The 24020-nt window shown below is 68.8% G+C and carries 22 protein-coding genes; 10 read left to right on the top strand and 12 right to left on the bottom strand.

What is annotated here, in order from left to right:
* The first annotated feature begins 110 nt into the window (after positions 1–110).
* Positions 111–731 (top strand): alpha-ketoglutarate-dependent dioxygenase AlkB, encoded by a 621-nt coding sequence (locus RAB71_RS03700; protein WP_010340198.1) that lies wholly within the window; start codon positions 111–113, stop codon positions 729–731.
* Between the two features lie 242 nt (positions 732–973).
* Here RAB71_RS03700 and RAB71_RS03705 read toward each other — a convergent pair whose 3' ends face one another.
* The 4 genes from RAB71_RS03705 to RAB71_RS03720 form a co-directional block, all read right to left on the bottom strand.
* On the bottom strand, positions 974–1648 hold the full coding sequence (locus RAB71_RS03705; protein ID WP_010340197.1) for an ABC-type transport auxiliary lipoprotein family protein: 675 nt from the start codon (positions 1646–1648) through the stop codon (positions 974–976).
* A complete protein-coding gene (locus RAB71_RS03710) occupies positions 1645–2571 on the bottom strand; it encodes an MlaD family protein (RefSeq protein WP_010340196.1) in 927 nt (308 codons plus the stop codon). The genes RAB71_RS03705 and RAB71_RS03710 overlap by 4 nt, the downstream gene beginning before the upstream one ends.
* 4 nt (positions 2572–2575) lie before the next feature.
* Complete coding sequence (locus RAB71_RS03715; protein ID WP_010340195.1) at positions 2576–3391, bottom strand: ABC transporter ATP-binding protein; 816 nt, start codon at positions 3389–3391, stop codon at positions 2576–2578.
* Positions 3392–3469: 78 nt separating this feature from the next.
* Positions 3470–4582 (bottom strand): ABC transporter permease, encoded by a 1113-nt coding sequence (locus RAB71_RS03720; protein ID WP_010340194.1) that lies wholly within the window; start codon positions 4580–4582, stop codon positions 3470–3472.
* Between the two features lie 100 nt (positions 4583–4682).
* Between RAB71_RS03720 and RAB71_RS03725 the strand changes: the two genes are divergently transcribed.
* Positions 4683–5942: a threonine/serine exporter ThrE family protein gene (locus RAB71_RS03725; RefSeq protein WP_010340193.1), complete on the top strand. Its 1260-nt coding sequence runs from the start codon at positions 4683–4685 to the stop codon at positions 5940–5942.
* A gap of 60 nt (positions 5943–6002) precedes the next feature.
* Here RAB71_RS03725 and RAB71_RS03730 read toward each other — a convergent pair whose 3' ends face one another.
* From RAB71_RS03730 to RAB71_RS03740, 3 genes are all read right to left on the bottom strand, one after another.
* The gene (locus RAB71_RS03730) at positions 6003–6464 is read right to left on the bottom strand and encodes an H-NS family nucleoid-associated regulatory protein (protein ID WP_010340192.1); all 462 of its coding nucleotides are present in this window, start codon (positions 6462–6464) and stop codon (positions 6003–6005) included.
* 250 nt (positions 6465–6714) lie between these two features.
* Positions 6715–8409: a proline--tRNA ligase gene (locus RAB71_RS03735; RefSeq protein ID WP_010340191.1), complete on the bottom strand. Its 1695-nt coding sequence runs from the start codon at positions 8407–8409 to the stop codon at positions 6715–6717.
* A gap of 100 nt (positions 8410–8509) precedes the next feature.
* Positions 8510–8902: a DUF4124 domain-containing protein gene (locus RAB71_RS03740; RefSeq protein ID WP_010340189.1), complete on the bottom strand. Its 393-nt coding sequence runs from the start codon at positions 8900–8902 to the stop codon at positions 8510–8512.
* A gap of 77 nt (positions 8903–8979) precedes the next feature.
* Here RAB71_RS03740 and pssA point away from each other — a divergent pair, with 77 nt between their 5' ends.
* The 4 genes from pssA to RAB71_RS03760 all read left to right on the top strand — a co-directional run bounded on the left by pssA (position 8980) and on the right by RAB71_RS03760 (position 12438).
* Complete coding sequence (pssA, locus tag RAB71_RS03745) at positions 8980–9756, top strand: CDP-diacylglycerol--serine O-phosphatidyltransferase (RefSeq protein WP_010340188.1); 777 nt, start codon at positions 8980–8982, stop codon at positions 9754–9756.
* A 14-nt stretch (positions 9757–9770) separates the two neighbouring features.
* Positions 9771–10247: an alanine acetyltransferase gene (locus RAB71_RS03750; RefSeq protein WP_208625099.1), complete on the top strand. Its 477-nt coding sequence runs from the start codon at positions 9771–9773 to the stop codon at positions 10245–10247.
* Complete coding sequence (gene rimI / locus RAB71_RS03755; RefSeq protein ID WP_010343574.1) at positions 10244–10732, top strand: ribosomal protein S18-alanine N-acetyltransferase; 489 nt, start codon at positions 10244–10246, stop codon at positions 10730–10732. Before RAB71_RS03750 ends, rimI begins: the two co-directional genes overlap by 4 nt.
* A gap of 551 nt (positions 10733–11283) precedes the next feature.
* Positions 11284–12438, top strand: a complete 1155-nt coding sequence (locus RAB71_RS03760; protein ID WP_010343575.1) for a polysaccharide lyase family 1 protein — start codon at positions 11284–11286, stop codon at positions 12436–12438.
* Positions 12439–12679: 241 nt separating this feature from the next.
* On the opposite strand, the gene RAB71_RS03765 is transcribed toward RAB71_RS03760, so the two are convergent.
* The 3 genes from RAB71_RS03765 to RAB71_RS03775 form a co-directional block, all read right to left on the bottom strand.
* A complete protein-coding gene (locus RAB71_RS03765) occupies positions 12680–15520 on the bottom strand; it encodes a valine--tRNA ligase (RefSeq protein WP_010343576.1) in 2841 nt (946 codons plus the stop codon).
* 115 nt (positions 15521–15635) lie between these two features.
* Positions 15636–16061, bottom strand: coding sequence for a DNA polymerase III subunit chi (locus RAB71_RS03770; protein WP_029562175.1), 426 nt, complete (start codon positions 16059–16061; stop codon positions 15636–15638).
* Positions 16062–16172: 111 nt separating this feature from the next.
* On the bottom strand, positions 16173–17654 hold the full coding sequence (locus RAB71_RS03775) for a leucyl aminopeptidase (protein ID WP_010343578.1): 1482 nt from the start codon (positions 17652–17654) through the stop codon (positions 16173–16175).
* A gap of 107 nt (positions 17655–17761) precedes the next feature.
* On the opposite strand from RAB71_RS03775, the gene lptF reads away from it, so the two are divergent.
* On the top strand, positions 17762–18847 hold the full coding sequence (gene lptF, locus RAB71_RS03780) for an LPS export ABC transporter permease LptF (RefSeq protein WP_010343579.1): 1086 nt from the start codon (positions 17762–17764) through the stop codon (positions 18845–18847).
* Positions 18844–19950, top strand: coding sequence for an LPS export ABC transporter permease LptG (lptG, locus tag RAB71_RS03785; protein ID WP_010343580.1), 1107 nt, complete (start codon positions 18844–18846; stop codon positions 19948–19950). The genes lptF and lptG overlap by 4 nt, the downstream gene beginning before the upstream one ends.
* A 204-nt stretch (positions 19951–20154) precedes the next feature.
* On the opposite strand, the gene RAB71_RS03790 is transcribed toward lptG, so the two are convergent.
* Both RAB71_RS03790 and RAB71_RS03795 read right to left on the bottom strand, forming a co-directional pair.
* On the bottom strand, positions 20155–20556 hold the full coding sequence (locus RAB71_RS03790) for an MAPEG family protein (RefSeq protein WP_010343581.1): 402 nt from the start codon (positions 20554–20556) through the stop codon (positions 20155–20157).
* Positions 20557–21128: 572 nt separating this feature from the next.
* Entirely contained in the window at positions 21129–21605 is a 477-nt protein-coding gene (locus RAB71_RS03795) for an RDD family protein (protein ID WP_010343582.1), read from the bottom strand.
* A 238-nt stretch (positions 21606–21843) separates the two neighbouring features.
* Between RAB71_RS03795 and xerD the strand changes: the two genes are divergently transcribed.
* Both xerD and RAB71_RS03805 read left to right on the top strand, forming a co-directional pair.
* Positions 21844–22818: a site-specific tyrosine recombinase XerD gene (gene xerD, locus RAB71_RS03800; RefSeq protein WP_041500492.1), complete on the top strand. Its 975-nt coding sequence runs from the start codon at positions 21844–21846 to the stop codon at positions 22816–22818.
* Positions 22819–23040: 222 nt separating this feature from the next.
* The gene (locus RAB71_RS03805) at positions 23041–23847 is read left to right on the top strand and encodes a DsbC family protein (protein ID WP_010343585.1); all 807 of its coding nucleotides are present in this window, start codon (positions 23041–23043) and stop codon (positions 23845–23847) included.
* Positions 23848–24020 lie beyond the last annotated feature (173 nt).

The raw sequence follows: 24020 nt of genomic DNA on the forward strand, positions 1-24020 counted from the left end.
CTCCGCTCCCGTTGGCTCGTTCTGGCTGCCCGCATTTTCAGGGTTTGCGCGTGAAGGGGCAAATTCCGCACGCAGGCGTATGGTGGCCGCAGGCATGCTAGCGTGGCGCGATGGAACTGGACCTGCCCGGCGCCGATCTGCGCTGGTATCCCGAGTGGCTGGACCCGGCCGCGGCGGCGGCGCTGTGCGCGCAGTTGCTGCAGGAAGTGCCGTGGGAGGTGCACCGCATCCGCCTGTTCGGCAAGCTGGTCGATTCGCCGCGGCTGAGCTGCTGGATCGGCGACGCCGACGCCAGCTACCGCTATTCCGGCACCCGCTTCGCGCCGCGTCCATGGCCGGCGGCGCTGCTGCCGCTGCGTGCGCGGCTGGCGGCCGAGACTGGGGTGGAATTCAACAGCGTGCTCGCCAACCGCTACCGCGACGGCCGCGACGCCATGGGCTGGCACAGCGACGACGAGCGCGAACTCGGTCCGACGCCGGTGATCGCCTCGCTGAGCCTGGGCGCCACGCGTCGCTTCGTGCTGCGCCATCGTCAGCAGCCGGCGCTGCGGCAGGCGCTGGAGCTGACCTCTGGCGGCCTGCTGCTGATGACGGGCGACACCCAGCGCCTGTACCGACACGCCCTGCCGCGCACCGCCAAGCCGGTCGGCGAACGGATCAACCTGACGTTTCGCCGCATTGCGCATGATCCCTTCTCCCTTCGGGAGAAGGTGCCCCGAAGGGGCGGATGAGGGTGCGAGTTGCAAGGGTGGCGTCTGGGGGAGATGGCTCCCTGGCGGCCGAACCCTCACCCCCGGCCCCTCTCCCGGTGGGAGAGGGGGGGGCGACGCCTTAATCCCTTCTCCCTTTGGGAGAAGGTGCCCCGAAGGGACGGATGAGGGTACGAGTTGCCAGGGAGGCGTCTGGAGGAGATGGCTCCCTGGCGGTCGCACCCTCACCCCCTACCCCTCTCCCGGTGGGAGAGGGGGGCCAATCAGCGCCGTGGCGGCTTCGGGCTGGCCGGCGGTGGCACGCTGGGCGCCAGTGCGGTCGAGGCGTCGGCCTGGCCCTGCTGCAGGGTCCAGCCGACCACGTCGTGGCCGAGTTGCGACATGGCCTGGCCGAAGGCGTCGACCACCTGCGATTCGGCGGTGCCGGCGGCGGGCTGGGTCACCAGGAAGGTGCGCGAGGCGACCACGCGCTGGTCGGCGCTGTACAGCAGCTTGGCGTTGAGTTCGATGGTGGCCGACGGCACCGTGCGCCCTGCGTAGTCCGCTTCGAAGCGGCGCAGGTCCAGCAGCAGCTTGTAGTCGGCGCGGATCCCGGTGCCGAGTCGGGCCACGCCCGGAATCCGTCCGGAATCCTCGAACGCGCGCAGCAGCATGTCCTCAAGCATGTCGGTGGCCGGCTGCGCCCAGCTGACGCCGCCGTACACCTGCAGTTCGTCCGGCGTCGGCCGCACGGCGATGCGCGAACTGTCGACCACGCGCGCAGCGCTGGGCTTGGTCAGCGCCAGTTGCCAGCTCACCTGCGGCCAGGCCGGGTCGGCGGTCACCCGCACGTCCGGCGCGTAGATCGTCACCGGCTCCTTGCTGCCGCCGGGCAGCGAACAGCCGGCCAGCAGCAGGGCCGGCACGGCGAGCAGGAAGAGGGCGCGCATCGGCTTCATTTGGGTTTGAACTCCTTCGGGGCGTCGCGGCCGAGCAGGTAGCGCGCGGGGTTGTTGTCCAGGCGGTCGCTGACCCGGCGCAGGTCGCGGATCAGACCGCGCAGTTCGGTCAGGGTCGGGCCGAGCTGGCCGAGGCCGTCGTTGGCGAAGCTGTTGATCGCCGAGCGGTTCTCGCCAAGGATCTTGTCGGCATTGCCGGCGGCCGAGTCCAGCTTGCTCAGCGTGTCCTCCAGCTTGTCCAGGATCGGCGGCAACTGCTGCACCAGGTTCTGGTCCAGGCGCTGGATGGTGCCGTTGGTGGTCTTGAGCGTGGTGTCCAGGTTGCGCGCCGCATCGCGCGCGCTGACGATCAGCGACTGCATGCCCTGGTCGCGGTCGGCCAGGCCGCCGCTGATGGTTTCCAGGTTGTGCAGGGTGGCGGTGATGCTGGCGACGTTGCGGTCGCTGAGCACCTCGTCCAGGCGTTCGACGATGCGGTTGGCGGTGTCGGTGATGTTCTGCAGCGCCGAGGGCGTGGTCTGGATGATCGGCGCGTCGCTGTTGTCGATCGAGGTCAGCGCCGGCGCTTCCGGGGTGCCGCCGGAGAGCTGGATGATCGACGGGCCGGTCAGGCTGGTGATGCCCAGCTTGGCGCGGGTGTCGCTCTTGATCGGCGTGGTCGAGTTGACCCGGATCCGCGCCACCACCTGGCGCGGATCGTTCGGCGCCAGGGTCAGCTCGGTGATCGAGCCCACCGCGATGCCGTTGTACTGCACCGGGCTGCCGACCGACAGGCCGGTCACCGCCTCGCGGAACACCACGCGGTACTCCTGCCAGGTGCGGTCGGAGGAATACTTGGCGGCCCAGAGTCCGAACAGCAGCAGCGCGATCCCCACCACGATGGTGAAGGCGCCGATCAGCACGTAATTGGCTTTGGTTTCCATGGGCTCAGGGGGTCTCGGTCCAGGCGGTCTTGGCATCGCGCGCGGCGCGGGCGCGCGGGCCGTGGAAATACTCTTGGATCCACGGATGGTCCACTTGCTCGATCTCGGCCAGCGGCGCGTTGGCGATGACCTTGCGGTCGGCCAGCACCGCCACGCGGTCGCAGATAGCGTACAAGGTGTCCAGATCGTGGGTGATGAGGAACACGGTCAGGCCCAGCGCTTCCTGCAGGGTGCGGATCAGCCGGTCGAAGGCGGCCGCGCCGATCGGGTCCAGCCCGGCAGTGGGTTCGTCCAGGAACAACAGGGGTGGATCCAGCGCCAGCGCGCGCGCCAGCCCGGCGCGCTTGCGCATGCCGCCGGACAGCTGCGAGGGCAGCTTGTTCAGCGCATCGGCGGGCAGGCCGGCCAGCTTCACCTTCAGCAGCGCCAGCTCGTAATGCCAGCTGTCGGGCAATTCGCCGAAATGCTCCTTCAGCGGCACCTGCACGTTCTCGCCGACGGTCAGCGAGGAAAACAGCGCGCCGTCCTGGAACAGCACGCCGGTATTGCGCTCCACATGCAGGCGATCGGCGCGGCGCCCGGAATCGGTATCCACGCCCAGCACCTGGATCTTGCCGGCATCGGGATCGCGCAGGCCGAGGATGGTGCGCATCAGCACCGACTTGCCGGTCCCCGAGCCGCCGACCACGCCGAGGATCTCGCCACGGCGCACGTCCAGGTCCAGGTCCTCGTGCACGGTCTGGCTGCCGAAGCGATTGACCAGGCCGCGGACGGAGATGGCCAGTTCGGGATTGGGGATTGGGGATTCGGGATTGGTCAAAGCAACAGCTCCCGCACGGGCGCGCAGCGCCCGGCTTCAACCAATCCCCAATCCCGAATTCCGATTCCCGGCTTCAACTCACCACCCCATGTTCATGAACCACAGCGCGGCGATCGCGTCGATGATGATCACCAGCGAGATCGTCTGCACCACGCTGGAGGTGGTGCGCTCGCCGACGGACTGGGCGGTGCCTTCCACGCGCAATCCCTCCAGGCAGCCGATCAGGCCGATCACGATGGCGAAGATCGGCGCCTTGGACAGGCCCACCAGCATGTGCCGGATCTGGATGGTGTCGTGCATGCGCGCCAGGTACATCTGCGGCGGGATGCCCAGGTCGAAGGCGCCGACGGTGACGCCGCCGGCCAGGCCGGCGATCATCGCCACGAAGGTCAGCAGCGGCAGCATCAGCAGCAGCGCCACCAGCCGCGGGATCACCAGCAGGTCCATCGGGTCCAGGCCCAGGGTCTGGATCGCATCGACCTCCTCGCGCGCCTTCATCGCGCCGATCTGCGCGGTGAAGGCGCTGGCGGTGCGTCCGGCCAGCACGATCGCGGTCAGCAGCACCGCGAACTCGCGCAGGAAGGCGATGCTGACCAGCTCCACCACGTAGATCTCGGCGCCGAAGTCGCGCAGGATCGTGGAGCCGAGGAAGGCGATCACCGCGCCGACCAGATACGACAGCAGCGCCACCAGCGGCACCGCGTCCAGGCCGACCTGCTCCATGTGGTGCACGGTGGCGGTCAGGCGGAACCGGCGCGGCGCGTGCAGCAGCCGCAGCAACTTGACCAGAGTCTCGCCGAGGAAACCGACCAGGGCGACGATTTCCTTGCCGTTGCGGTGTACCGCGTAGCCCAGGCGTTCCAGCGCCGCGGCGAAGCCATAGTCGCGCTTGCGCTTGGGGCGGTCGTCGGCCACGTCCTCGATGGTGGAGACCAGCGCGCGGTGATCCTGGCGGAAATCCAGCGCCTCGTGGGCGATGCCGTTGCGCGTGGCGTAGCGCATCAGCTGCAGCACCCCGGCCGAATCCAGCTGGCCGATGCCGCTGGCGTCGATGCCGGTGGTGCCGGCCGGCATGCCGCGCAGCACTTCCGAGGAGGCCAGGGCGGTGGCCAAGGTCCAACTGCCGGTCAGCCGCACCCGCGAGGGGTCTCGGTCGTCCTGGCTGAGTTTGGGCGGTTGCGGTTCGATCATGGGGGCGTCCGGTGCGCGAGCATACCTGTTTCGCCCGTGTTGCAGATGTGGTGATCGCGGCGGGGTGGCCGGGCGCGGCGTTCGCGCCATACTAGCCGACATGCCCGCCGCTCCCACCGTCAGTCCCTCCGCCAACGCGACCTACGCGCAGCGCATCGCCTTCGTCTCCGACATCGCCGGGCGACTGCACACCTACGGCACCACCGCGCAGCGGCTGGAGGCGGCGGTGGTGGCGCTGTCGCAGCAACTGGACCTGGACTGCGAGCCCTGGTCCAACCCGACCGGGCTGATCCTCAGTTTCAGCGACCCGACCAAGGCGATCGGGTCCAGCGACATCACCCGCGTGGTGCGGCTGGCGCCCGGCGACAACGACCTGCACAAGCTCAGTGTCGCCGACCGCATCGCCGACGACGTGGCCAGCGGGCGCATGAGCGTGGCCCAGGGCCACACCGCGCTGCGCCAGCTGGACCAGCCGCCGGGACGGCGCTGGATGGCGATGCAGGTGCTCGGCTTCGGCCTGGCCGCGGCCGGCGTGGCCGGGCTGTGGCGCCTGCCGTGGCTGGACATCGCCACCGCCAGCGCCATCGGCCTGCTGATCGGCGTGCTCACCCAGCTCACCGACAAGCGCCCGGCGACCAAGGAGGCCAACGATGCGCTGGCGGCGCTGCTGGCCGGTTTCGTCGCGACCCTGGTGGCCAGTTTCGTGGCGCCGCTGAATCTCAATACGGTGATCATCGCCTCGCTGGTGGTGTTGCTGCCCGGTATGGCGCTGACCAATGCGGTCAACGAACTGACCAGCCAGCACTGGGTCTCGGGCACGGCGCGCTTCGCCGGCGCGGTCACCACCATCCTCAAGCTGACCGTCGGCGCGGTGATCGCGGTGACCCTGGCGCAACTGCTCGGCCTGGAGCCGATGGTGCAGGCGTCGCGTCCGCAGCACGGCTGGGTGGAGTGGGCGTCGCTGCTGGTGGCCGCCTACGCGTTCGCGCTGCTGTTCAAGGCCAGCGGCCGCGATTATCCGTTCGTGATGGCCGCCTCGGTGGCTGGTTATGCGATCGCGCGCTTCGCCGGCGACGCCTGGGGCAGCCCGGTCGGCATCTTCCTGTCGGCGATGGTGCTGACCGCGGCCGGCAATCTGTTCGGGCGCATCGTGCAGCGGCCGGGCGCGCTGGTCCGGCTGCCGGGCATCATCATGCTGGTGCCCGGCAGCGCCAGCCTGCGCGGGCTGCTGACGATGGTCCAGCAGCAGGACGTGATCGGCGGGCAATCGGCGCTGTTGACGGTGACCAATATCGTGATGGCGCTGGTCGCCGGCCTGTTGTTCGGCAATCTGTTGGTACCGGCGCGCAAGAATCTTTGAATACTGAAAAGAAAAACGCCGGCATGCGCCGGCGTTTTTCGTTACTGTCGTCGCGGCGAATCACGCCTTCGGCGCGGCGCTCTTGCTGGCCTTCTTGGCGACGCGCTTGGTGGCCTTCTTGGCGGTCTTCTTGGCCGGCGCGGCGGATTTGGCAGCGCCGCCGGCGATCAGGAAATCCTCGACCTTCTTGCCCTTGGCGACCAGGTCGGCCAGCCAGCGCGGCTGCTTGCCGCGGCCGGTCCAGGTTTCGGCGGCATTGGCGGGATTGCGGTATTTCGGCGGAACCTTGCCCAGTTTGCGGCCCGGCTTCGGACCAGGCTTGCCGGCCTTGCGGCCGCGCGCGGCGGGAGCGCCGCCGAAGACTTCCTCGATGCTGTAGCCGTGGCTCTTGGCCAGGCGCGCCAGCTGGGTGCGGACCTTGGCGATGGGGGTGCGCTTAGCGACGATGGACTGCTGCTTCTTGGCGGTCTTGATGAGGGCGCCCAACTGCTTGGCCGACAGGCCACTGAGATCGATGGTCATCTTTACTCCGGAAAATGGGTGGTGGCTTCCGCCATTCCCTGGCCAGCGCAGGATCATAATGATGCTTTATCGGATTGACAAATATCCGGCTTATTCGCTGCGAGTATTTCCGGTCGCAATGCCGTTGGAATATGTCCTTATGGATCCATGTACGGCGTATTCAATTGCGAACGTGCCGCTTCGGTTTCGCCCATATGACGTGACGGCGGCGTAAAGAAAAAGGGCCGGGATATCCTCCCGGCCCCTTTCGTCACGCCTGCAGGCGTGCCAGCAAGGCGCCTCGATCCAGGTGCTCGGCATCGCCGCCGCTGCGCGCGCGATATTCGAAGGTGTCGGCAGCCAATCCCCGCTCCGAGACCACCACCCGGTGCGGCACGCCGATCAGCTCGATATCGGCGAACATCGCGCCGGGGCGCAGGCCGCGGTCGTCCAGCACCGCGTCCAGCCCGGCCTGCTGCAGCTCGGCCAGCAGTGCCTCGCCGGCGGCGTCCACCGACGCATCGCGCTTGGGATTGATCACGCACACCGCCACCGTCCACGGCGCCATCGGCTGCGGCCAGCGGATGCCGGCATCGTCGTGGTTCTGCTCGATCGCCGCGGCGACGATGCGGGAAATGCCGATACCGTAGCAGCCCATCGCCAGCGTCACGGTCTTGCCGTTTTCGTCCACCACGGTGGCGTCCAGCGCCTGCGCATACTGGCGGCCGAGCTGGAACACATGGCCGACCTCGATGCCGCGGGCCAGGCGAATCTCGCCGCCGTCGTGGGCGCGCTCGCCCTCGACCACGTTGCGCAGGTCGGCGACGGCGTCCGGTTCCGGCAGGTCGCGGCCCCAGTTGACCCCGGCCAGGTGGAAGCCGCGTTCGTTGGCGCCGACGACGAAGTCGGCCAGCGCCGCCACGTCGCGGTCGGCGACCACGCGGATCGGCCGGCGCGGACCCAGCGGACCGAGGAAGCCCGGCTCGCTGCCCAGATGCGCAAGGATCTCGGCCTCGTTGGCCATGCGATAGCCGGCCAGGCCGGCGACCTTGCCCAGCTTGATCTCGTTGACCGTGTGGTCGCCGCGCACCAGCGCCAGCACGAAGGTCTCGCCGGCCATCACCGCCACCGACTTGACCGTGCGCTGCAGCGGGATGCCGAGCAACTCGGCCACTGCCTCGCAGGTCTTCTGGGTGGGCGTGGCGACCTTGCGCAGTTCCTCGCTCGCTGCGGCGCGCGGGGCCGGGGCCGCGGCGATCGCGGCCTCGACGTTGGCTGCGTAGTCCGAGCCGGTGGAGAACGCCAGCGAATCCTCGCCGGAGGCGGCCAGCACGTGGAATTCCTGCGAGGCGTCGCCGCCGATGTCGCCGGAATCGGCCTGCACCGCACGGAACTGCAGTCCCAGGCGGGTGAAGATGCGGGTGTAGGCCGCCTTCATGTTCTCGTATTCGCGCGCCAGATCCTCGTCGCTGATGTGGAACGAGTAGGCGTCCTTCATCAGGAATTCGCGCGCGCGCATCACCCCGAAGCGCGGGCGGATCTCGTCGCGGAACTTGGTCTGGATCTGGTAGAAGTTGACCGGCAACTGCTTGTAGCTGCTCAGCTCCTGCCGCGCGAAATCGGCGGCGGCCTCTTCGGCGGTCGGGCTGTAGCAATAGTCCTGTTCCTTGCGGTCCTGCATGCGCAGCATCAGCCCGCCGAACTTGCTCCAGCGCCCGGTGGCGTCCCACAGCTCGCGCGGCTGGATGGTCGGGAACAGCACTTCCACCGCGCCGGCGCGGTTCATTTCCTCGCGCACCACCGCTTCCACCTTGCGCAGTACGCGCAGGCCCAGCGGCGACCAGGTGTACAGGCCGGAGGCGAGCTTGCGGATCATGCCCGCGCGCAGCATCAGCTGGTGGCTGACCAGTTCGGCGTCGGCCGGGGTTTCCTTGGTGGTGTGCAGGTGGAACTGGGAAAGGCGCATCGAGGGGCTTCGCAGACGGCGGGTCGCCCATTTTGCCAGTCATTGCCGGCGCTGCGGGCATCGCCCGCGGCTGGCGGCGCGTGTTCGGGGCGCGGCCGGCTTACTTGGCGGGTGCGGCCGCAGGGCTGCAGTAGGCCTTGATCGCGGCCTCGGCCAGGGCCTTCTGCGCGCCGCGCTGGGATTCGTCCAGCTCCCCGTCCGGCTTGCCGTCGCCATCGCTGTCGGTGGTGATCTTGCCGGGCTTGTTGAGGATGTCCAGGTTCTTGCGCGCGGTCAGGCACTGGCCGCTCTCGGCCGGGGCGGCCGCGGGCGTCTCGGCCGGGGCGTCGCCGCGGGTGTCGACCTTGCGCACCTGGTACTTGCCGCCGGTCGGCGGGGTCTCGGCATAGTGGGTGACGCCCTGGGCGTCCTTCCATTGGTACAGGGTGGTGGCGCCGAGCATGCCGCTGACGGCGAGCAGGGACAGGCAGCAAAACCGGGGCAGGGCGCGCATCTCGGTCTCCAGGGCGCGGCGGGAGCGCCGATTGCAGCACCCGCCGACGGGCCTGGCAAGTCGATTAGACTGGCGGGATGGACCCATCCCGACCGCCCCCCCGTTCGCGCACCATCTATCTGCTGCCGAACCTGTTCACCACCGCCGGCCTGTTCTCCGGTTTCTACGCCATCATCGCCGCCGCCAACGGCCAGTTCGTGCACGCCAGCGTGGCGGTGTTCGTGGCCGCGGTGATGGACGGGCTGGACGGGCGGGTGGCGCGGCTGACCGGCACCAGCAGCGAATTCGGCGTGCAGTACGACTCGCTGGCCGACCTGGTCAGCTTCGGCATGGCGCCGGCGCTGGTGATGTACCACTGGTCGCTGTCGGCGCTGAAGTTCGACGGCGGCATGCTCGGCCGGGTCGGCTGGTCGGCGGCGTTCCTGTACGCGGCCTGCGCCGCGCTGCGCCTGGCCCGCTTCAACACCCAGGTCGGCACGGTCGACAAGCGCTGGTTCGTGGGCCTGGCCAGTCCGGCCGCGGCCGGGCTGATGATGGCCTTCGTGTGGTCCTTCGCCGACGGCTCGCTGGGCTGGGACGGCGAACAGCTGCGCTACGTGGCGCTGGGCCTGACCGTGACCGCGGCGCTGCTGATGGTCAGCCGCATCCGCTTCTGGAGCTTCAAGGGCAGTGGCGAGAAGGGCCCGCGCACCGACCGGGTGCCGTTCCTGATGCTGGTGCTGGCGCCGATCGTGCTGGCGGTGCTGGTCATCGACCTGGCCCGGGCGCTGCTGGCGATCGGCGTGCTGTACGCGCTGTCCGGGCCGTGCCTGTGGCTGTGGCGGCGCTGGCGCAAGGTGCCGGACGCGGCATGAGCGAGCAGGCGTCCATGCATGCGCCGTTGTGGTCGGCCGAGCAGGTCGGCTGGCTGCAGGCGCTCGGCCACACCGTGTACGTGGATGCCGCGGCCGTGGTCGAGCCCGAGCCCATCCCGTCGCCGGCGACCGAGCCGGCGCCGCCGGTGCAGCGCGCGCCATCGGCATCGGCGCCGCCGCGTGGCGGCCATGCCGCCGACATGCCGGCCGGCGACGCACCGGAGCGGCGGCGGGCATCCGCGCCCCCGGCACCGGCGGTGCAGCCAGACGCGCCGCGTGCGGCGCCTGCGGCCGGGGCGCGCCGGGTCGGCCTGCGCCTGCCCGATCGCCTGCAGATCGCCTTGCTGCGCGCTTCCGGCCTCAATCCCAACGATCCGGCCACGCAGGCGCTGATGGCGACCTGGCCGCTGGACGAACTGCGCGGCAATGCCGCGGCCAAGCGCGCGCTGTGGCCGCAGCTGCGCGCGCTGCGCAAGCGGGCGCCGCGATGAGCGCGCTCGGCTCGGCGTCGGCGCCGCCGGCCACGCTGCGCGCCCTGCGCGAGGCCGACCTGGACGCGGTGATGGAGATCGAGCGCCGCGCCTATCCGTTCCCCTGGACCCGCGGCATCTTCCGCGACTGCCTGCAGGCCGGCTACCCGGGCTGGGTGCTGGTGGAGGAGGGCACGATCGTCGGCTACGGGGTGATCAGCGTTGCCGCCGACGAGGCCCATATTCTCAACGTCTGCGTAGCGCCGGAGCGGCAATCGCGCGGCTACGGCCGGCTGCTGCTGCGCGCGCTGATCAAGTACGGCGTCGATCTCGGCGCGCGCCGGGTGTTCCTGGAAGTGCGGCCGTCCAATCCCAATGCGATCGCCCTGTACCACAGCGAAGGCTTCAACGAGATCGGCCGGCGCCCGCGCTACTACCCGGCCGCGAACGGCCGCGAGGACGCGCTGGTGATGGCGATCGAGCTGTTCTTCGACGGCATGTCCTGAGGCGCGTTCGCGCGCCGCATTGCCGCGCGCCGCGGCCTGCTTGCGTGCCGCGTTTGCGTTGCCGCTGCCGGGATGCCGAACTGCGCACCCGGTGCGGCATACGCCTGCCGAAGTGTGTCACGCCGCCGCGCAGGCAGCGTCCCCGCGACGAGCGCGCTCTCCGGCGGCGGTCACGCATGCCTGGTCCGCGTCCGCCACGCACGTTTTTGCGCGGTCCTGGCGCGGTTGCAGGCTGCTTTGCAATGTCGCCCTGCTGTCGGTGGGACAGCGTTGTTGTCCCGCAGCGTGGGCGCCACGGCGCGTTGCCGCGCGCGGCCGATTTGTGCGATGCATCTCACACATCCTGCTGCTGGATCGTGGGTGTCTACAGCGGCGCTTTACAGCCGCCGCGCGCTGCCTACAGTGCGCGCCTCTTCGGCGCCTGCCTCCCACGAAGGCATGACCCGCAGTTGTCCGAGGGGACAGCGACCGCGCAGGCGTCGCCGTGCATTCCGCCGTGGCGGAGCACGCGCGCCTGCGTCCAAACCACGCATGCTCACGAGGTTTCCAGGATGACCACGCAGTCCCGCATCGCTTCATCGCCACGCTCGCCGCTGCGCACGTTCGGCCTGGCCCTGTGCCTGGCCGGCATCGCCGGCGCCGCCCATGCCGACGCCAGCCTGGAGGTCGCCACCACCGGCTGGGCCACGCAGAACGGCGGCACCAAGGGCGGATCCAAAGCCGCCGCGGCCGACATCTACAGCGTCAGCACCGCGGCACAGCTGAAGGCCGCGCTGAAGGCCAGCGCCGGCAGCAACGGCCGCATCATCAAGGTCAACGGCATCATCGACATCAGCGAGGGCACGCCGTACAGCACCACCGCCGACATGAAGAGCCGCGCACGCCTGGACGTCCCGACCAAGACCACCCTGATCGGCGTCGGCAGCAATGCCGAGATCCGCGAGGGCTATTTCTACGTCAAGGCCAATGACGTGATCGTGCGCAACATCACCATCGAGAATCCGTGGGATCCGCAACCGGTGTGGGATCCGGACGATGGCAGCGCCGGCAACTGGAATTCCGAATACGACGGCATGACCATCGAGGGCGCCAGCAACGTGTGGGTGGACCATGTGACCTTCACCGACGGCCGCCGCACCGACGACCAGAACGGCACCGCCAACGGCCGGCCCAAGCAGCACCACGACGGCGCGCTGGACATCAAGAAGGGCGCCAACTACGTCACCGTGTCCTATTCGGCGTTCAAGTCGCACGAGAAGAACAACCTGATCGGCTCCAGCGACAGCGCCTCCAGCACCGACAGCGGCAAGCTCAAGGTGACCATCCACAACACCCTGTTCGAGAACATCTCCGCGCGCGCGCCGCGGGTGCGCTTCGGCCAGGTGCACCTGTACAACAACTACCACGTCGGCAGCACCAGCAACGCGGTGTATCCGTTCTCCTACGCGCACGGCGTCGGCAAGGAATCGAAGATCTTCTCCGAGAACAACGTCTTCGACATCAGCGGCGTGAGCAGTTGCGACAAGATCGCGGCCGACTACGGCGGCAGCGTCTACCGCGATTTCGGCTCGCTGCTCAACGGCAATGCGCTGACCTGCTCGTGGAACAACAACATCGGCTGGACCCCGCCGTACACCTATTCGCTGCTGCCGGCGAACAAGGTGGCAGCCGACGTCAAGGCCAAGGCCGGCGCCGGCAAGCTGTAAGGGCATCGGTGCGCCGCTGCCCGGAAGGCCGGGCAGCGGTGTGGTGGTGCGGCGATGGGGCATCAGTCGCGATGCCAAGCCGAGATGACGTTGGGATGGTCCGAGGCCGTCCGCATCGCTGCCAATGCCCGGACGTGGCATGGCGCCGCGTCGCCGGTGCTTGTGTTGTAGGAGCGGCTTCAGCCGCGACCCGTTAGGGACAGAGGTCGCGGCTGAAGCAGCTCCTACAACCTGTGTTGCGTTACAGCTTGGCGCGCTGCGCGCGCAGGCCGTCGAGTTGCGCGCTCCAGTCGGCTAGGCGCTGGCGTTCCTGCTCGATCACCGCGGGCGGCACCTTGTCGGTGAACTTGCCCAGCTTGGCCTCGCTCTTGTCCTTCTCCGCGGCGACGCGGGCGATCTCCTTATCCAGGCGCAGGCGTTCGGCATCCAGGTCGACCAGGCCTTCCAGCGGCACCAGCAGCTTCAGTTCGCCGACGATCGCGGTGGCCGCGGCCGGCGACGGCGCGCCGTCGTCCAGCCACTGGATGGACTCCAGCTTGAGCAGGAAGCGCAACTGCGCCGCGAAGCGTTCCACCCGCGCACGATCCTGCGCCTGTCCACCTTGCAGCAGCAGCGGCACCTGCCGCGACGGTGCCACCTGCAGTTCGCTGCGCACGCGGCGCAGCGCCGACACCATCGCCTTCAGCCATTCCACGTCGGCCGCTGCGCCGGCGTAGGCGGACACGTCCATCGCCGCCGCATCCGGATACGGCTGCAGCGAGATGGTCGGCGCGGCGATGCCCAGGCGCGGCGCCACCTGCTGCCACAGCTCCTCGGTAAGGAAAGGGGTCAGCGGGTGCAGCAGGCGCAGCAGGGTTTCCAGCACGTGCAGCAGGGTGTGACGGGTGCTGTCGGCGGCGGCCGCGTCGTCGCCGCTCAGCGCCGGCTTGGCCAGTTCCAGGAACCAGTCGCAGAACTCGTTCCAGGCGAATTCGTACAGGCACTGCGCCAGCAGGTCGAAGCGGTACGCGGCGAACTGCGCCTGCGCCTCGGCAGTCACCGCCTGCAACCGCAGCAGGATCCACTTCTCGGCATCGGTGACCGGCTGATGCGACTCCCGAATCCCGACTCCCGAATCCCCACCCTGCGTGTTCATCAACACGAAGCGGCTGGCATTCCACAGCTTGTTGCAGAAGTTCTTGTAGCCCTCGGCGCGGCCCAGGTCGAACTTGATGTCGCGACCGTGGCTTGCCAGGGCCGCGATGGTGAAGCGCAGCGCGTCGGCGCCATGGGCGGCGACGCCGTTCGGGAATTCCTTGCGGGTGGCCTTCTCGATTTTGGGGGCGTCCTGCGGCTTCATCAGCCCGGTGGTGCGCTTGGCGACCAGGGCCTCGATGTCGATGCCGTCGATGATGTCCAGCGGATCGAGCACGTTGCCCTTGGACTTGGACATCTTCTGGCCTTGCGCGTCGCGGATCAGGCCGGTGATGTAGACGTCACGGAACGGCACTTTCCCGGTGAAGCTGTCGGTGGCCATGATCATGCGCGCCACCCAGAAGAAGATGATGTCGAAGCCGGTGACCAGCACGCTCGACGGCAGGTAGCGGTCGAAGCCGCGCTCGGCCATCGCCTGCGGATCCGGCCAGCCCATGGTCGAGAACGGCCACAGCTGCGAGGAGAACCAGGTTTCCAGCACGTCGCTGTCCTGGTGCAGGGCGACGTCGGCGCCGAGGCCGGCCCTGGCGCGTGCGTCGGCCTCGTCGCGGCCGACATAGCAGTTGCCGGCGTCATCGAACCAGGCGGGGATGCGATGGCCCCACCACAGCTGGCGGCTGATGCACCAGTCCTGGATGTTCTCCATCCAGTGGCGGTAGGTGTTGATCCAGTTCGGCGGCACGAACTGGATCTGCCCGGACTCGACCAGCTCCAGGCCACGCTTGGCCAGCGCGTCCATCTTCACGAACCACTGGTCGGTGAGGTACGGCTCGATCACCTGGCCGGTGCGGTCGCCGCGCGGCACCTGCAGCTTGTGCGGCTTGGTCTCGACCAGGATGCCCTGTTCCTCTAGGTCGGCCAGCACTGCCTTGCGCGCGTCGAAGCGGTCCAGACCGCGATATTTTTCCGGGACACTGTCGTTGAGCGCAGCGGTCGGGGTGAACAGGTTGATCATCGGCAACCCATGCCGCACGCCGACCTGGTAGTCGTTGAAGTCGTGCGCCGGGGTGACCTTGACCACGCCGGTGCCGAACGCGCGGTCGACGTAGTCGTCGCCGATCACCGGCACGCGGCGGCCGGTCAGCGGCAGCGTCACGGTCTTGCCGATCAGGTGCGCGTAGCGCGCATCCTCCGGGTGCACCATCACCGCGGTATCGCCGAGCAGGGTCTCCGGGCGGGTGGTGGCGACCACCAGGTAGTCGCGGGTCTCGCGCAGGGTCTCGTTGCCGTCGGCGTCGTGCTCGACGTGTTCGTAGCTGGCGCCGTCGTCCAGTTTGTAGGCGATCGACCACAGGAAGCCGTCTTCCTCGACGTTCTCCACTTCCAGGTCGGAGATCGCGGTCTTCAGCACCGGATCCCAGTTGACCAGGCGCTGGCCGCGGTAGATCAGGCCCTGTTCGTGCCAGCGCACGAAGGCCTCGATCACCGCCGCCGACGACTGTGGGTCCATGGTGAAGGTGCTGCGCGACCAGTCGGCCGAGGTGCCGAGGCGGCGCATCTGCCGCTCGATGGTGTCGCCGGAGTGCTGCTTCCACTCCCAGACCTTGGCGATGAAGCCGTCGCGGCCCAGCGAATCGCGGGTCTCGCCCTTGCCTTCCAGGGTCAGGTTGCGCGACACCACCATCTCGGTAGCGATGCCGGCGTGGTCGCTGCCGACCTGCCACAGCGTGTCGAAGCCTCGCATGCGGTGGTAACGCACCAGCGCATCCATCAGCGTCTGCTGGAAGGCGTGGCCCATGTGCAGCGTGCCGGTCACGTTCGGCGGCGGCAGCAGCACGGTGTACGGCGTGCCTTTCCCGGACGGCACGAAGTAACCGGACGCTTCCCATTGCGCGTACAGGCGCGATTCGAAGGAGGTGGGATCGTAGCTGGAGGCGAGGGTGGTCATGGGCTGGGAATCGGGAATCGGGAATGGGGAATCGATGGAGCGCAGAGCAGGGGCCGCCTCAATGCGGCGCTTGGAGAAACGATTCCCGATTCTCCATTCCCGATTCTCCGCTTCATCACATATCGTGCTTGTTGACCGCGTAGCCCTGGGCCTTGTACTGCTTCCAGCGCTCGCGCAGCGGGTCACGCGCGGACGGGTCGGCCGGCACGACTTCCAGCACGCGGTCGCAGGCGCCCAGGTAGGGCGCGTCGCGCAGGTTGATCACCAGCGGCCGCTGCGGCGCGTCGACGCCGGGCGGGACGATCAACACCTGCGCCTCTTCCTCGTCGGCATCGGCGTCGGCGATCTGATGCGGGATGTAGGCGTCGGCATCGAACGCCCACAGTAACTCGTCCAGCTCCTCGGCCTGGGCCATGTCGCGCGCCAGCACCAGCGTCCACAGGTTGGCGTCGTTGGCCTTGCGCGCCAGCTCGCACACCAGCCGCAGCGGTTCGTTGAGGAACCGCGGCTTGGCGATCAGGTAGAAGTCGGCGCGCATCAGGGCTGGGAGTGGGGAATGGGGAATAGGGAATGGGAACAGCGGGTAGCGGCGCGTGCGCCGCCTCCGGTTGAGTCAGACAAGGCGCTTTTCACGATTCCCGATTCCCGGTTCTCAATTCCCGGCCGCAACGCGGTCGAGCAACCACTGCGACAGCAAGCCCACCGGGCGGCCGGTGGCCATGCCGCGCTTGCCTTCGTCGCTGGCCACGCCGGCGATGTCCAGGTGCGCCCAGCGCTGGCCTTCGGTGAAGCGCGACAGGAAGCAGCCGGCGGTGATCGCGCCGGCCCAGCGGCCGCCGATGTTGTAGACGTCGGCGAAGCTGGAATCCAGCAGGCCCTGGTACTCGTCCCACAGCGGCAGGCGCCAGGCGCGGTCGAACACGTGCTCGCCGGCGGCCAGCAGTTCGGCGGCCAGGTCGTCGTGCTTGCTCATCAGGCCGGCGGTCTGGTGGCCGAGGGCGACCATGCAGGCGCCGGTGAGGGTGGCCACGTCGATCAGCGCTGCCGGCTTGAAGCGTTCGGCGTAGGTCAGCGCATCGCACAGGATCAGGCGGCCCTCGGCGTCGGTGTTGCCGACCTCGATGGTCTTGCCGGACATGCTGGTGATCACGTCCGACGGGCGGTAGGCATTGCCGTCGATCGCGTTCTCCACCGCCGGCACCACCACCACCAGGTTCAGCGGCAGGCGCGCGGTCGCGGCGGCGACGAAGGTGCCGATGACATTGGCGCCACCGCACATGTCGTACTTCATCTCCTCGATGCCGCCCTGGGTCTTCAGGTTGACGCCGCCGGTGTCGAAGGTGATGCCCTTGCCGACCAGCACGTAGGGCTGGGCGTCGCCGCCACCATGCCACTTCAGCACCAGCAGGCGCGGGCGGTTGGCCGAGCCGCGCGCCACCGCCAGCAGCGAGCCCATGCCCAGTTCCTGCATCTGCGTCTCGTCGAGGATCTCGGCCTCGGCGCCGTCCACGCCCTGGGCGAAGGCGGCGGCAGTCTCGGCGAGGTAGGCCGGGGTGCACAGGTTCGGCGGCAGGTTGCCCAGTTCGCGGGCGAATTTCACGCCGGCGGCGATCGCCTCGCCCTGGGCCAGCGCGGTAGCGTCGTCGCCGTGCACGGCCAGGCGGGCGAGGCCGCTGTCGTCGGGCTTCTTCTTGCCGAGGGTGGCGGTGTAGCGGTAGCAGGCGTGGTCGCTGGCGATCACCGCCTGGCGGATCGCCCAGGCGCGGTCGCGGCCCTTGACCTCCAGTTCGCTCAGGGTCAGCAGGGCGCTGGCCACCGGCCCGCTCTTGAGTGCACGCGCGGCGTCGCCGACCGCCTTCAGGTATTGCGGCACGCCGAACTTGGCGGCGTCGCCCAGGCCCACGGCCAGCACCCGCGGCGCGCTCACGCCCGGCAGATCGTGGAGCAGGGCGGTGGCGCCGGTCTTGCCGCTGACGTCGCCGCGCTCGGCCAGGGCGGTCAGGCGTCCGCCGCTGGCCGCGTCCAGGGCCTGGGCGGCCGGGGACAGGCGCTTGTCGGCGAACACGCCGACGACGATGCAAGCGAACGCCGCGGTGGCCGGGGCGTCGTGGTTCAGGGTGAATTCCAGGGCCATTGATCAGATTCCGTTGGCAAATCCGTACAATCGCGGACTCTTTACCCCCAGTCGGATAGGCTGGGGCAGCCGCGAACGAATCCGAGAGTTTAAATCAACCCACCCCCATGCCGAAGCTCGATCGATACCTGCTGCGCGATTTCGTCCAGAGCTTCTCGGCCACCCTGATCGTGCTGCTGGTGGTCAGCGTCGGTGGTGTGCTGGTGGACATCCTGGGCAACATCGCCGATGGCCGCATCCCGGCCAAGTTGTTGTTTTCCCAGCTGGGCCTGCAGTTCGTGGTGTACCTGCCGCTGATCCTGCCGCTGGCGCTGATGCTGGGCCTGCTGCTGGCGCTGGCGCGGCTGTACCGCGACTCGGAAATGGCGGTGATCACCGCCATCGGCGTGGGCCCGCGGCGCCTGCTGCGCCCGATCCTGATGCTGGTGATCCCGGTGGTGACCCTGGTCGGCATGTGCTCGCTGTGGCTGGGGCCCTGGGCCGACCGCACCTCCGACCGGCTGATCGACGAGGCCAACCACAGCCTGCTGATGGCGGGGTTGGAGGCGGGGCGCTTCACCCCGCTGTCAGATGGCGGCATCGTCTACATCAGCACCCTGTCCGGGGACGGCACCAAGCTCAGCAAGGTGTTCATGCAGCGGCAGAAGGACGGCCGCCTCGACGTGGTCACCGCGCAGCGCGGCGCCATGTTCTTCGAGGGCAAGGCCGACCGCTACCTGCGCCTGGAGGACGGCTACCGGGTCGAGGGCCCGCTGGCCGGCGACGGGCTGGACTACCGGATGATGCGTTTCGTCAGCAACGACGTGGCGCTGCCCGACCGCAACGCCGCGCGCAAGGACGACGATCCGGAACTGCTGCCCACCGCCAAGCTGATCGGCGATCCGCGCCCGCAGGCCAATGCGCAGTTGCATGCGCGCCTGGCACCGCCGCTGTTGGCGCTGGCCTTCGCCCTGCTGACCCTGCCGCTGTCGCGCAGTTCGCCGCGGCAGCAGCGCTACGGCCGGATCATGCTGGCGTTCCTGGCCTACCTGGTCGGCACCAACCTGATGTTCCTCGGCACCCAGTGGCTGAGCACCGAGAAGCTGCCGCGCGCGCTCGGCCTGTGGTGGCTGACCCTGCCGTTGCTGGCCTTGTCGGTGTGGATGTACCTGCGCGATGGCCGGCTGTCGCGGCCGCGGAGGCAGCCGGCATGAGGCTGCGTCCGAACCTGCATGATGTGTACGTGGGCCGCGCCGTGCTCGGCACGGTGCTGCTGACCTGGGCGGTGCTGCTGGGCCTGGACGTGATCATGGCCCTGTCCAACGAGTTCAAGACGATCGGCACCGGCAGCTACAGCCTGGGCCATGCCGCCGCGTTCGTGGCCTACACGGTGCCGCGCCGCGCCTACACCCTGTTCCCGACCGGCGCGGTGATCGGCGTGCTGATGGGCCTGGGCCAGCTCGCCGCCACCTCCGAGCTGACCGCGCTGCGCGCGCTGGGCCTGTCGCGGCGCCGGCTGAGCCTGGCCGCAGCCTCGACCATGGCGGTGCTGACCGTGGTCATGGTGGTCAACGGCGAGACCCTGGCGCCGTGGGCGCAGAACCAGGCCGATGCGATCAAGGCCAACGCCAAGTACAACGGCGACATGAGCATGGCCCGCTATTCCGGGCTGTGGGCGCGCGAGGGCAACACCTTCCTCAATGCGCAGGCCGGCGAAGAGCACCTGGAGGACGGCGGCGGCACCTGGCTGGAGCTGCGCGACGTGCGTCTGTACACGCTGGACGACAGCGGCCGGCTGGCCTCGCTGACCCACGCCGCCATCGCCGAGCACCGGCACAGCGGCTGGACACTCAAGCATGCCTACCGCGACACCTTCGCCGAGCGCTCGGTGCAGCGCGAGAAGTTCGACAGCCTGCCCTGGCAGTCGCGGCTGGATGCGGCGGCGCTGGCCTCGGGCCTGGCCAAGCCGCGCAACCTGTCGGCGCGCGACCTGCACACCAGCATCGAGTACCGCCGCCGCAATGGCCTGGACGCGCGCGACTACGAGGACCAGTACTGGAGCCGCTGGTTCTATCCGCTGAATGTGCTGGCGCTGTGCTTCGCCGCGATCCCGTTCGCGTTCGGCGCGCTGCGCAGCGGCGGCATGGGCAAGCGCCTGTTCCTGGGCATCCTGTTCGCCCTGGTGTTCTGGCTGCTGCAACTGTTCTTCGGACGCATGGCCGGCGCGCTGAAGTTCGACTACCGCATCGCCTACGCCTTGCCGCCGCTGGTGATGCTGACCGTGTCCTGGTTGCTGTTCCGCAAACGCAGCAGCTAGGCGGCGCGTCGTCCAAGCGCCACTGGCAGGTGTTTTGCCTGTTCTATGCGGCAGTGATCTTCGGCTGCCGCCGGACGGGCGCAATCTGCCCGCCGATAGCCATTTCCGGGCAGGGCTGCAGCAACGGCTAGGGAGACAGCCGGGGCTGTCTCGTATGGGACGGTTGATCGGGAAGGCGACTCATCGGAACGTCGAAGAAGCCAATCAACTGCCGGTGGCCAGATCAAAAACTATCTTGCCAAGCGAGCCCAGTAGCAAAACACCCGACGCTAACGCCTGGGTAATGAATCCCGGGATGCGCTTGGCTGGATCGGCCATGTAGCCGATAGAGTAAGAAATCCTTGCGGCGATCCAGATCGCTCCGATGATGGTCGCGATCGTCTGGTTCCAGTAAATCGCGAACAGCCAAAGGCTTGTCAGAAATATGGGAAGCCATTCCAGTGTGTTGGAATGAATCCGAATGGCGCGTTCGAGCATGGGGTCACCTGTCATGGCAGGAGGGTCGATGCCTGACTTGCCACGCGCGCGCCCTACCTGGAGGCCCATGAAAAAATAGACCAGCAGTGCAAGCAATGTAACGATTGCCGTCCAGCGATACTCGATCATGATGCTTGGGCTCAGCGGTATGGGTGCACGCTTATACTCTGGATCAATCGGCGGCTCCAGCAAAAAGCCAAAGGAAGCTGCGGTCGCGTCGTCGATGGAGTTCCTGCACCGGGACGTCAGGAAGGGGGGGCGAAAAAATACTGGCACGCTCAGTAGCCATGCTGCGCCCGTTTTCTCGGAATAGATTCCCGATTGCGTTTGGTTTTGGTCATCGGGTCAGATGGTTTTGGTCATCAGGTCAGAGAGGTGCCCCTGGCGCAATCGTGCCGCGCCGCAGTGCTCCCGATGTGGCAGGAACGGTTGGCGCGCCGCCGCGCGCCCATGTGCTGCGGTCAGGGCTTGGTCTTGGGTTGGCGGCTCAGGCGGGTACCGCTGGCGCGGTCGTGCCGCGCCGTAGTGCTCCCGACGTGGCAGGAGTGGTTGGCGCGCCGCCGCGCGCCCATGTGCTGCGGTCAGGGCCTGGCTTTAGGCTGGCGGATTAGACGGGTACCGCTGGCCCTGTCATGCCGCGCCGCAGTGCTCCCGACGTGGCAGGAGTGGTTGGCGCGCCGCCGCGCGCCCATGTGCTGCGGTCAGGGCGTGGTCTTGGGCTGGCGGCTCAGGCGGGTACCGCTGGCCCTGTCATGCCACGTCAACCGTTCCCGATCGACCAGCGCCCACCAGAACCCCAACCCACCCAGCAACAACGACACGGTACCGACCAGATAGCGGCGCCACAGTGCGCCCCAGCGCGGCGTGGAGCCATCGGCACCGTGCAGGCGCAGGCGCCACGGACGCATGCCCAGGGTCTGGCCGCCGCGGCGCCAGCTCAGCGTCGCGTACAGGCCGGCCACCACCCAGCAACACAGCCACAGCAGCCACTGCAGGGCGCTGAACGGGGCGATGTTCTCGCGCGGCGCATGGCCCTCCAGCGTGTAGCCGAGCGTGAACAGCGCCGAGATCACGAACCACAGCGCCAGCACCGGCCAGGCGTCGTAGAACAGCGCCAGCAGCCGCCACAGCAGCAGCGCGCGCGGGCGGGGGACGGGATCGGGAGGCGAGGCGCTCATCGGCACAGCTTAGAGCCAGTCGCGCGCTTTGCGGTGGACTGCGTGTCGTGCGGCTCGCGCATGCGCAGCCCTGCGCGCGTCCCGCCCACATCGACCTTGCGCCCCCCGGCGAAGCCGCTAGGCTTTCCCGATTCCCGATTCCCGATTCCCGATTCCCGATTCCCGATTCCCGATTCCCGATTCCCGATTCCCCAATCCCCAATCCCCAATCCCCAATCCCCAATCCCCAATCCCCAAAATGCCCTCCCTGCATTCCCCCGCCGAACGCCGCCAGCAGACGCAACGGCTCGCGCCGCTGCGCGAGGCCGATGCGCTGGCGATCCAGCAGTTCCTGGATGCGGCTTGGGCCGAGCAGGGATTGGCGCGGCAGAGCCTGGACAGCTATCGCCGCGACCTGGAGGGGTTCGCGCGCTGGCGCGATGGTGCGGGCGGTGGCCTGGCCGGGGCCGATCGGCAGGCGCTGTTCGACTACCTGGCCTGGCGCACCGAACTGGGCTACTCGCCGCGCAGCAATGCGCGCTGGCTGTCGTCGTTGCGCGCGTTCTTCGCCCTTCGCGTGCGCCGCGGCGAGCGCGGCGACGATCCGACTGCGCTGCTGGAGCCGCCTCGGCTGCCGCGTTCGCTGCCCAAGGCGCTGGCCGAGAGCCAGATCGATGCGCTGCTGGCGGCGCCGGACGCGACCGCGCCGGCCGGCCTGCGTGACCGCGCCATGCTCGAGCTGATGTACGCCGCCGGGCTGCGCGTCAGCGAACTGGTGAACCTGCCGGCCAACGCGGTGAATCTGCGCCAGGGCGTGTTGCGGGTCACCGGCAAGGGCAGCAAGGAGCGGCTGGTGCCGCTGGGCGAGGAATCGCAGCACTGGCTGCAGCGCTACCTGGACAGCGCGCGGCCGGCCCTGGCGGCTGGGCAGGCGGTGCCGGCCAGCGATGGCGTGGTGCCGCTGTTCATCGACGCCGCGCGCCGCCCGCTGACCCGCCAGCAGTTCTGGGTGTTGGTGAAGCGCTATGCGGCGGTGGCCGGGATCGACCCGGCGCGGATCAGCCCGCACGGCCTGCGCCACAGCTTCGCCACGCATCTGCTCAACCGCGGCGCGGACCTGCGCGCGCTGCAGATGCTGCTCGGCCACAGTTCGCTGTCCACCACCCAGATCTACACCCTGGTCGCGCGCGAACACCTGCAGAGCCTGCACCGCAAGCATCATCCGCGCGGTTGAAGGCCCCTGCAATCCGCCGCGTGGCTGCGCGCGATCGTGCAGGAGCGGCTTCAGCCGCGATGGTGTTTTCGGGGGATGCCGTCGCGGCCGACGCCGCTCCTGCGGGTGATTTGGAGCGTTCATGAAGGGGGCCGCGCTGCGCGACGCCGCTCAGCCTGTCTACATGGACCGCGCTGGGGGGTGTGCGACAATCCGGCCATTCGCAGCCTTCATGGATCGCCAATGCTCCGTTTTGCTCTTTGCGCGCTGCTGGGCGCGGCTTCCCTCTCCGCCTGCGCACAGTCCACCACGCCGCCGGCCGGCGCCGCCGCGTCGTCCAAGGCCGCACCCGCCGTCAGCGGCGCGCCGGGCGAGCAGCGCGTGCGGTCGGCGCTGCTGCAGCTCGATCCCAACTTCAAGCCCGACTACATCGGCGCCGCGCCGTTCCCCGGCTTCCGCGAAGTGGTGGTCGGCGGGCAGGTGCTGTACGTCTCCGACGACGGCCGCTACCTGTTCCAGGCGCAGCCGTTCGACATCCAGGAAAAGCAGTTCGCCTCCAGCGAGGGCCTGCTGAGCTACCGCCGCAAGCTGCTGGAATCGGCGCCGCGTGCCGACCGCATCGTGTTCGCCCCGGCCAATCCCAAGTACACCATCAGCGTGTTCACCGACATCGAATGCGGCTACTGCCGCAAGCTGCACAGCGAGATCGGCGAGCTCAACAAGCAGGGCATCGCCGTGGAGTACCTGGCGTACCCGCGCATGGGCCTGGGCAGCCAGGACTACAAGGACATGGTCGCGGTGTGGTGCGCGGCCGACAAGAAGAAGGCGCTGACCGACGCCAAGGCCAACGGCAAGGTGCCGAGCGCGGCCAACTGCAAGAACCCGGTGACCATGCAGTACAACCTGGGCCAGCGCCTGGGCGTCAACGGCACCCCGGCGATCTTCGCCCCGGACGGCACCCAGATCGGCGGCTACCTGCCCCCGGCCAAGATGCGCGAAGCGCTAGACAAGCGCGCGGCGGAAGCGACCAAGGCTGGCGGAAGCCGCTGAGCGGCCGGGAATGGGGAAACGGGCATCGGGAATGGGCGCGACTGCGCTCGTTCCCGCGGCCAGGACCGCTGAACGCCCCTCTCTCCCCCTTGGTCGGCGGTGCGGCCTCTGCGCCACCGCTGTTGCCGCCCCGCGTTTTGCCGCTGGAGCGCCGCGTCCGCTGGCGCCCAACC

The sequence above is a fragment of the Xanthomonas sacchari genome, from assembly GCF_040529065.1.
In the GTDB taxonomy this organism is placed as follows: Bacteria; Pseudomonadota; Gammaproteobacteria; order Xanthomonadales; family Xanthomonadaceae; genus Xanthomonas_A; species Xanthomonas_A sacchari.

Bases quoted from the DNA above. Each gene is read 5' to 3' on its own strand.
- RAB71_RS03805 (WP_010343585.1), top strand. From the start codon at position 23,041: ATGCTCCGTTTTGCTCTTTGCGCGCTGCTGGGCGCGGCTTCCCTCTCC.
- RAB71_RS03795 (WP_010343582.1), bottom strand. From the start codon at position 21,605: ATGAGCGCCTCGCCTCCCGATCCCGTCCCCCGCCCGCGCGCGCTGCTG.
- RAB71_RS03700 (WP_010340198.1), top strand. From the start codon at position 111: ATGGAACTGGACCTGCCCGGCGCCGATCTGCGCTGGTATCCCGAGTGG.
- RAB71_RS03775 (WP_010343578.1), bottom strand. From the start codon at position 17,654: ATGGCCCTGGAATTCACCCTGAACCACGACGCCCCGGCCACCGCGGCG.
- RAB71_RS03720 (WP_010340194.1), bottom strand. From the start codon at position 4,582: ATGATCGAACCGCAACCGCCCAAACTCAGCCAGGACGACCGAGACCCC.
- RAB71_RS03710 (WP_010340196.1), bottom strand. From the start codon at position 2,571: ATGGAAACCAAAGCCAATTACGTGCTGATCGGCGCCTTCACCATCGTG.
- rimI (WP_010343574.1), top strand. From the start codon at position 10,244: ATGAGCGCGCTCGGCTCGGCGTCGGCGCCGCCGGCCACGCTGCGCGCC.
- pssA (WP_010340188.1), top strand. From the start codon at position 8,980: ATGGACCCATCCCGACCGCCCCCCCGTTCGCGCACCATCTATCTGCTG.
- lptF (WP_010343579.1), top strand. From the start codon at position 17,762: ATGCCGAAGCTCGATCGATACCTGCTGCGCGATTTCGTCCAGAGCTTC.
- RAB71_RS03740 (WP_010340189.1), bottom strand. From the start codon at position 8,902: ATGCGCGCCCTGCCCCGGTTTTGCTGCCTGTCCCTGCTCGCCGTCAGC.
- RAB71_RS03760 (WP_010343575.1), top strand. From the start codon at position 11,284: ATGACCACGCAGTCCCGCATCGCTTCATCGCCACGCTCGCCGCTGCGC.
- RAB71_RS03790 (WP_010343581.1), bottom strand. From the start codon at position 20,556: ATGATCGAGTATCGCTGGACGGCAATCGTTACATTGCTTGCACTGCTG.
- RAB71_RS03750 (WP_208625099.1), top strand. From the start codon at position 9,771: ATGCATGCGCCGTTGTGGTCGGCCGAGCAGGTCGGCTGGCTGCAGGCG.
- RAB71_RS03705 (WP_010340197.1), bottom strand. From the start codon at position 1,648: ATGAAGCCGATGCGCGCCCTCTTCCTGCTCGCCGTGCCGGCCCTGCTG.
- xerD (WP_041500492.1), top strand. From the start codon at position 21,844: ATGCCCTCCCTGCATTCCCCCGCCGAACGCCGCCAGCAGACGCAACGG.
- RAB71_RS03730 (WP_010340192.1), bottom strand. From the start codon at position 6,464: ATGACCATCGATCTCAGTGGCCTGTCGGCCAAGCAGTTGGGCGCCCTC.
- lptG (WP_010343580.1), top strand. From the start codon at position 18,844: ATGAGGCTGCGTCCGAACCTGCATGATGTGTACGTGGGCCGCGCCGTG.
- RAB71_RS03725 (WP_010340193.1), top strand. From the start codon at position 4,683: ATGCCCGCCGCTCCCACCGTCAGTCCCTCCGCCAACGCGACCTACGCG.
- RAB71_RS03765 (WP_010343576.1), bottom strand. From the start codon at position 15,520: ATGACCACCCTCGCCTCCAGCTACGATCCCACCTCCTTCGAATCGCGC.
- RAB71_RS03735 (WP_010340191.1), bottom strand. From the start codon at position 8,409: ATGCGCCTTTCCCAGTTCCACCTGCACACCACCAAGGAAACCCCGGCC.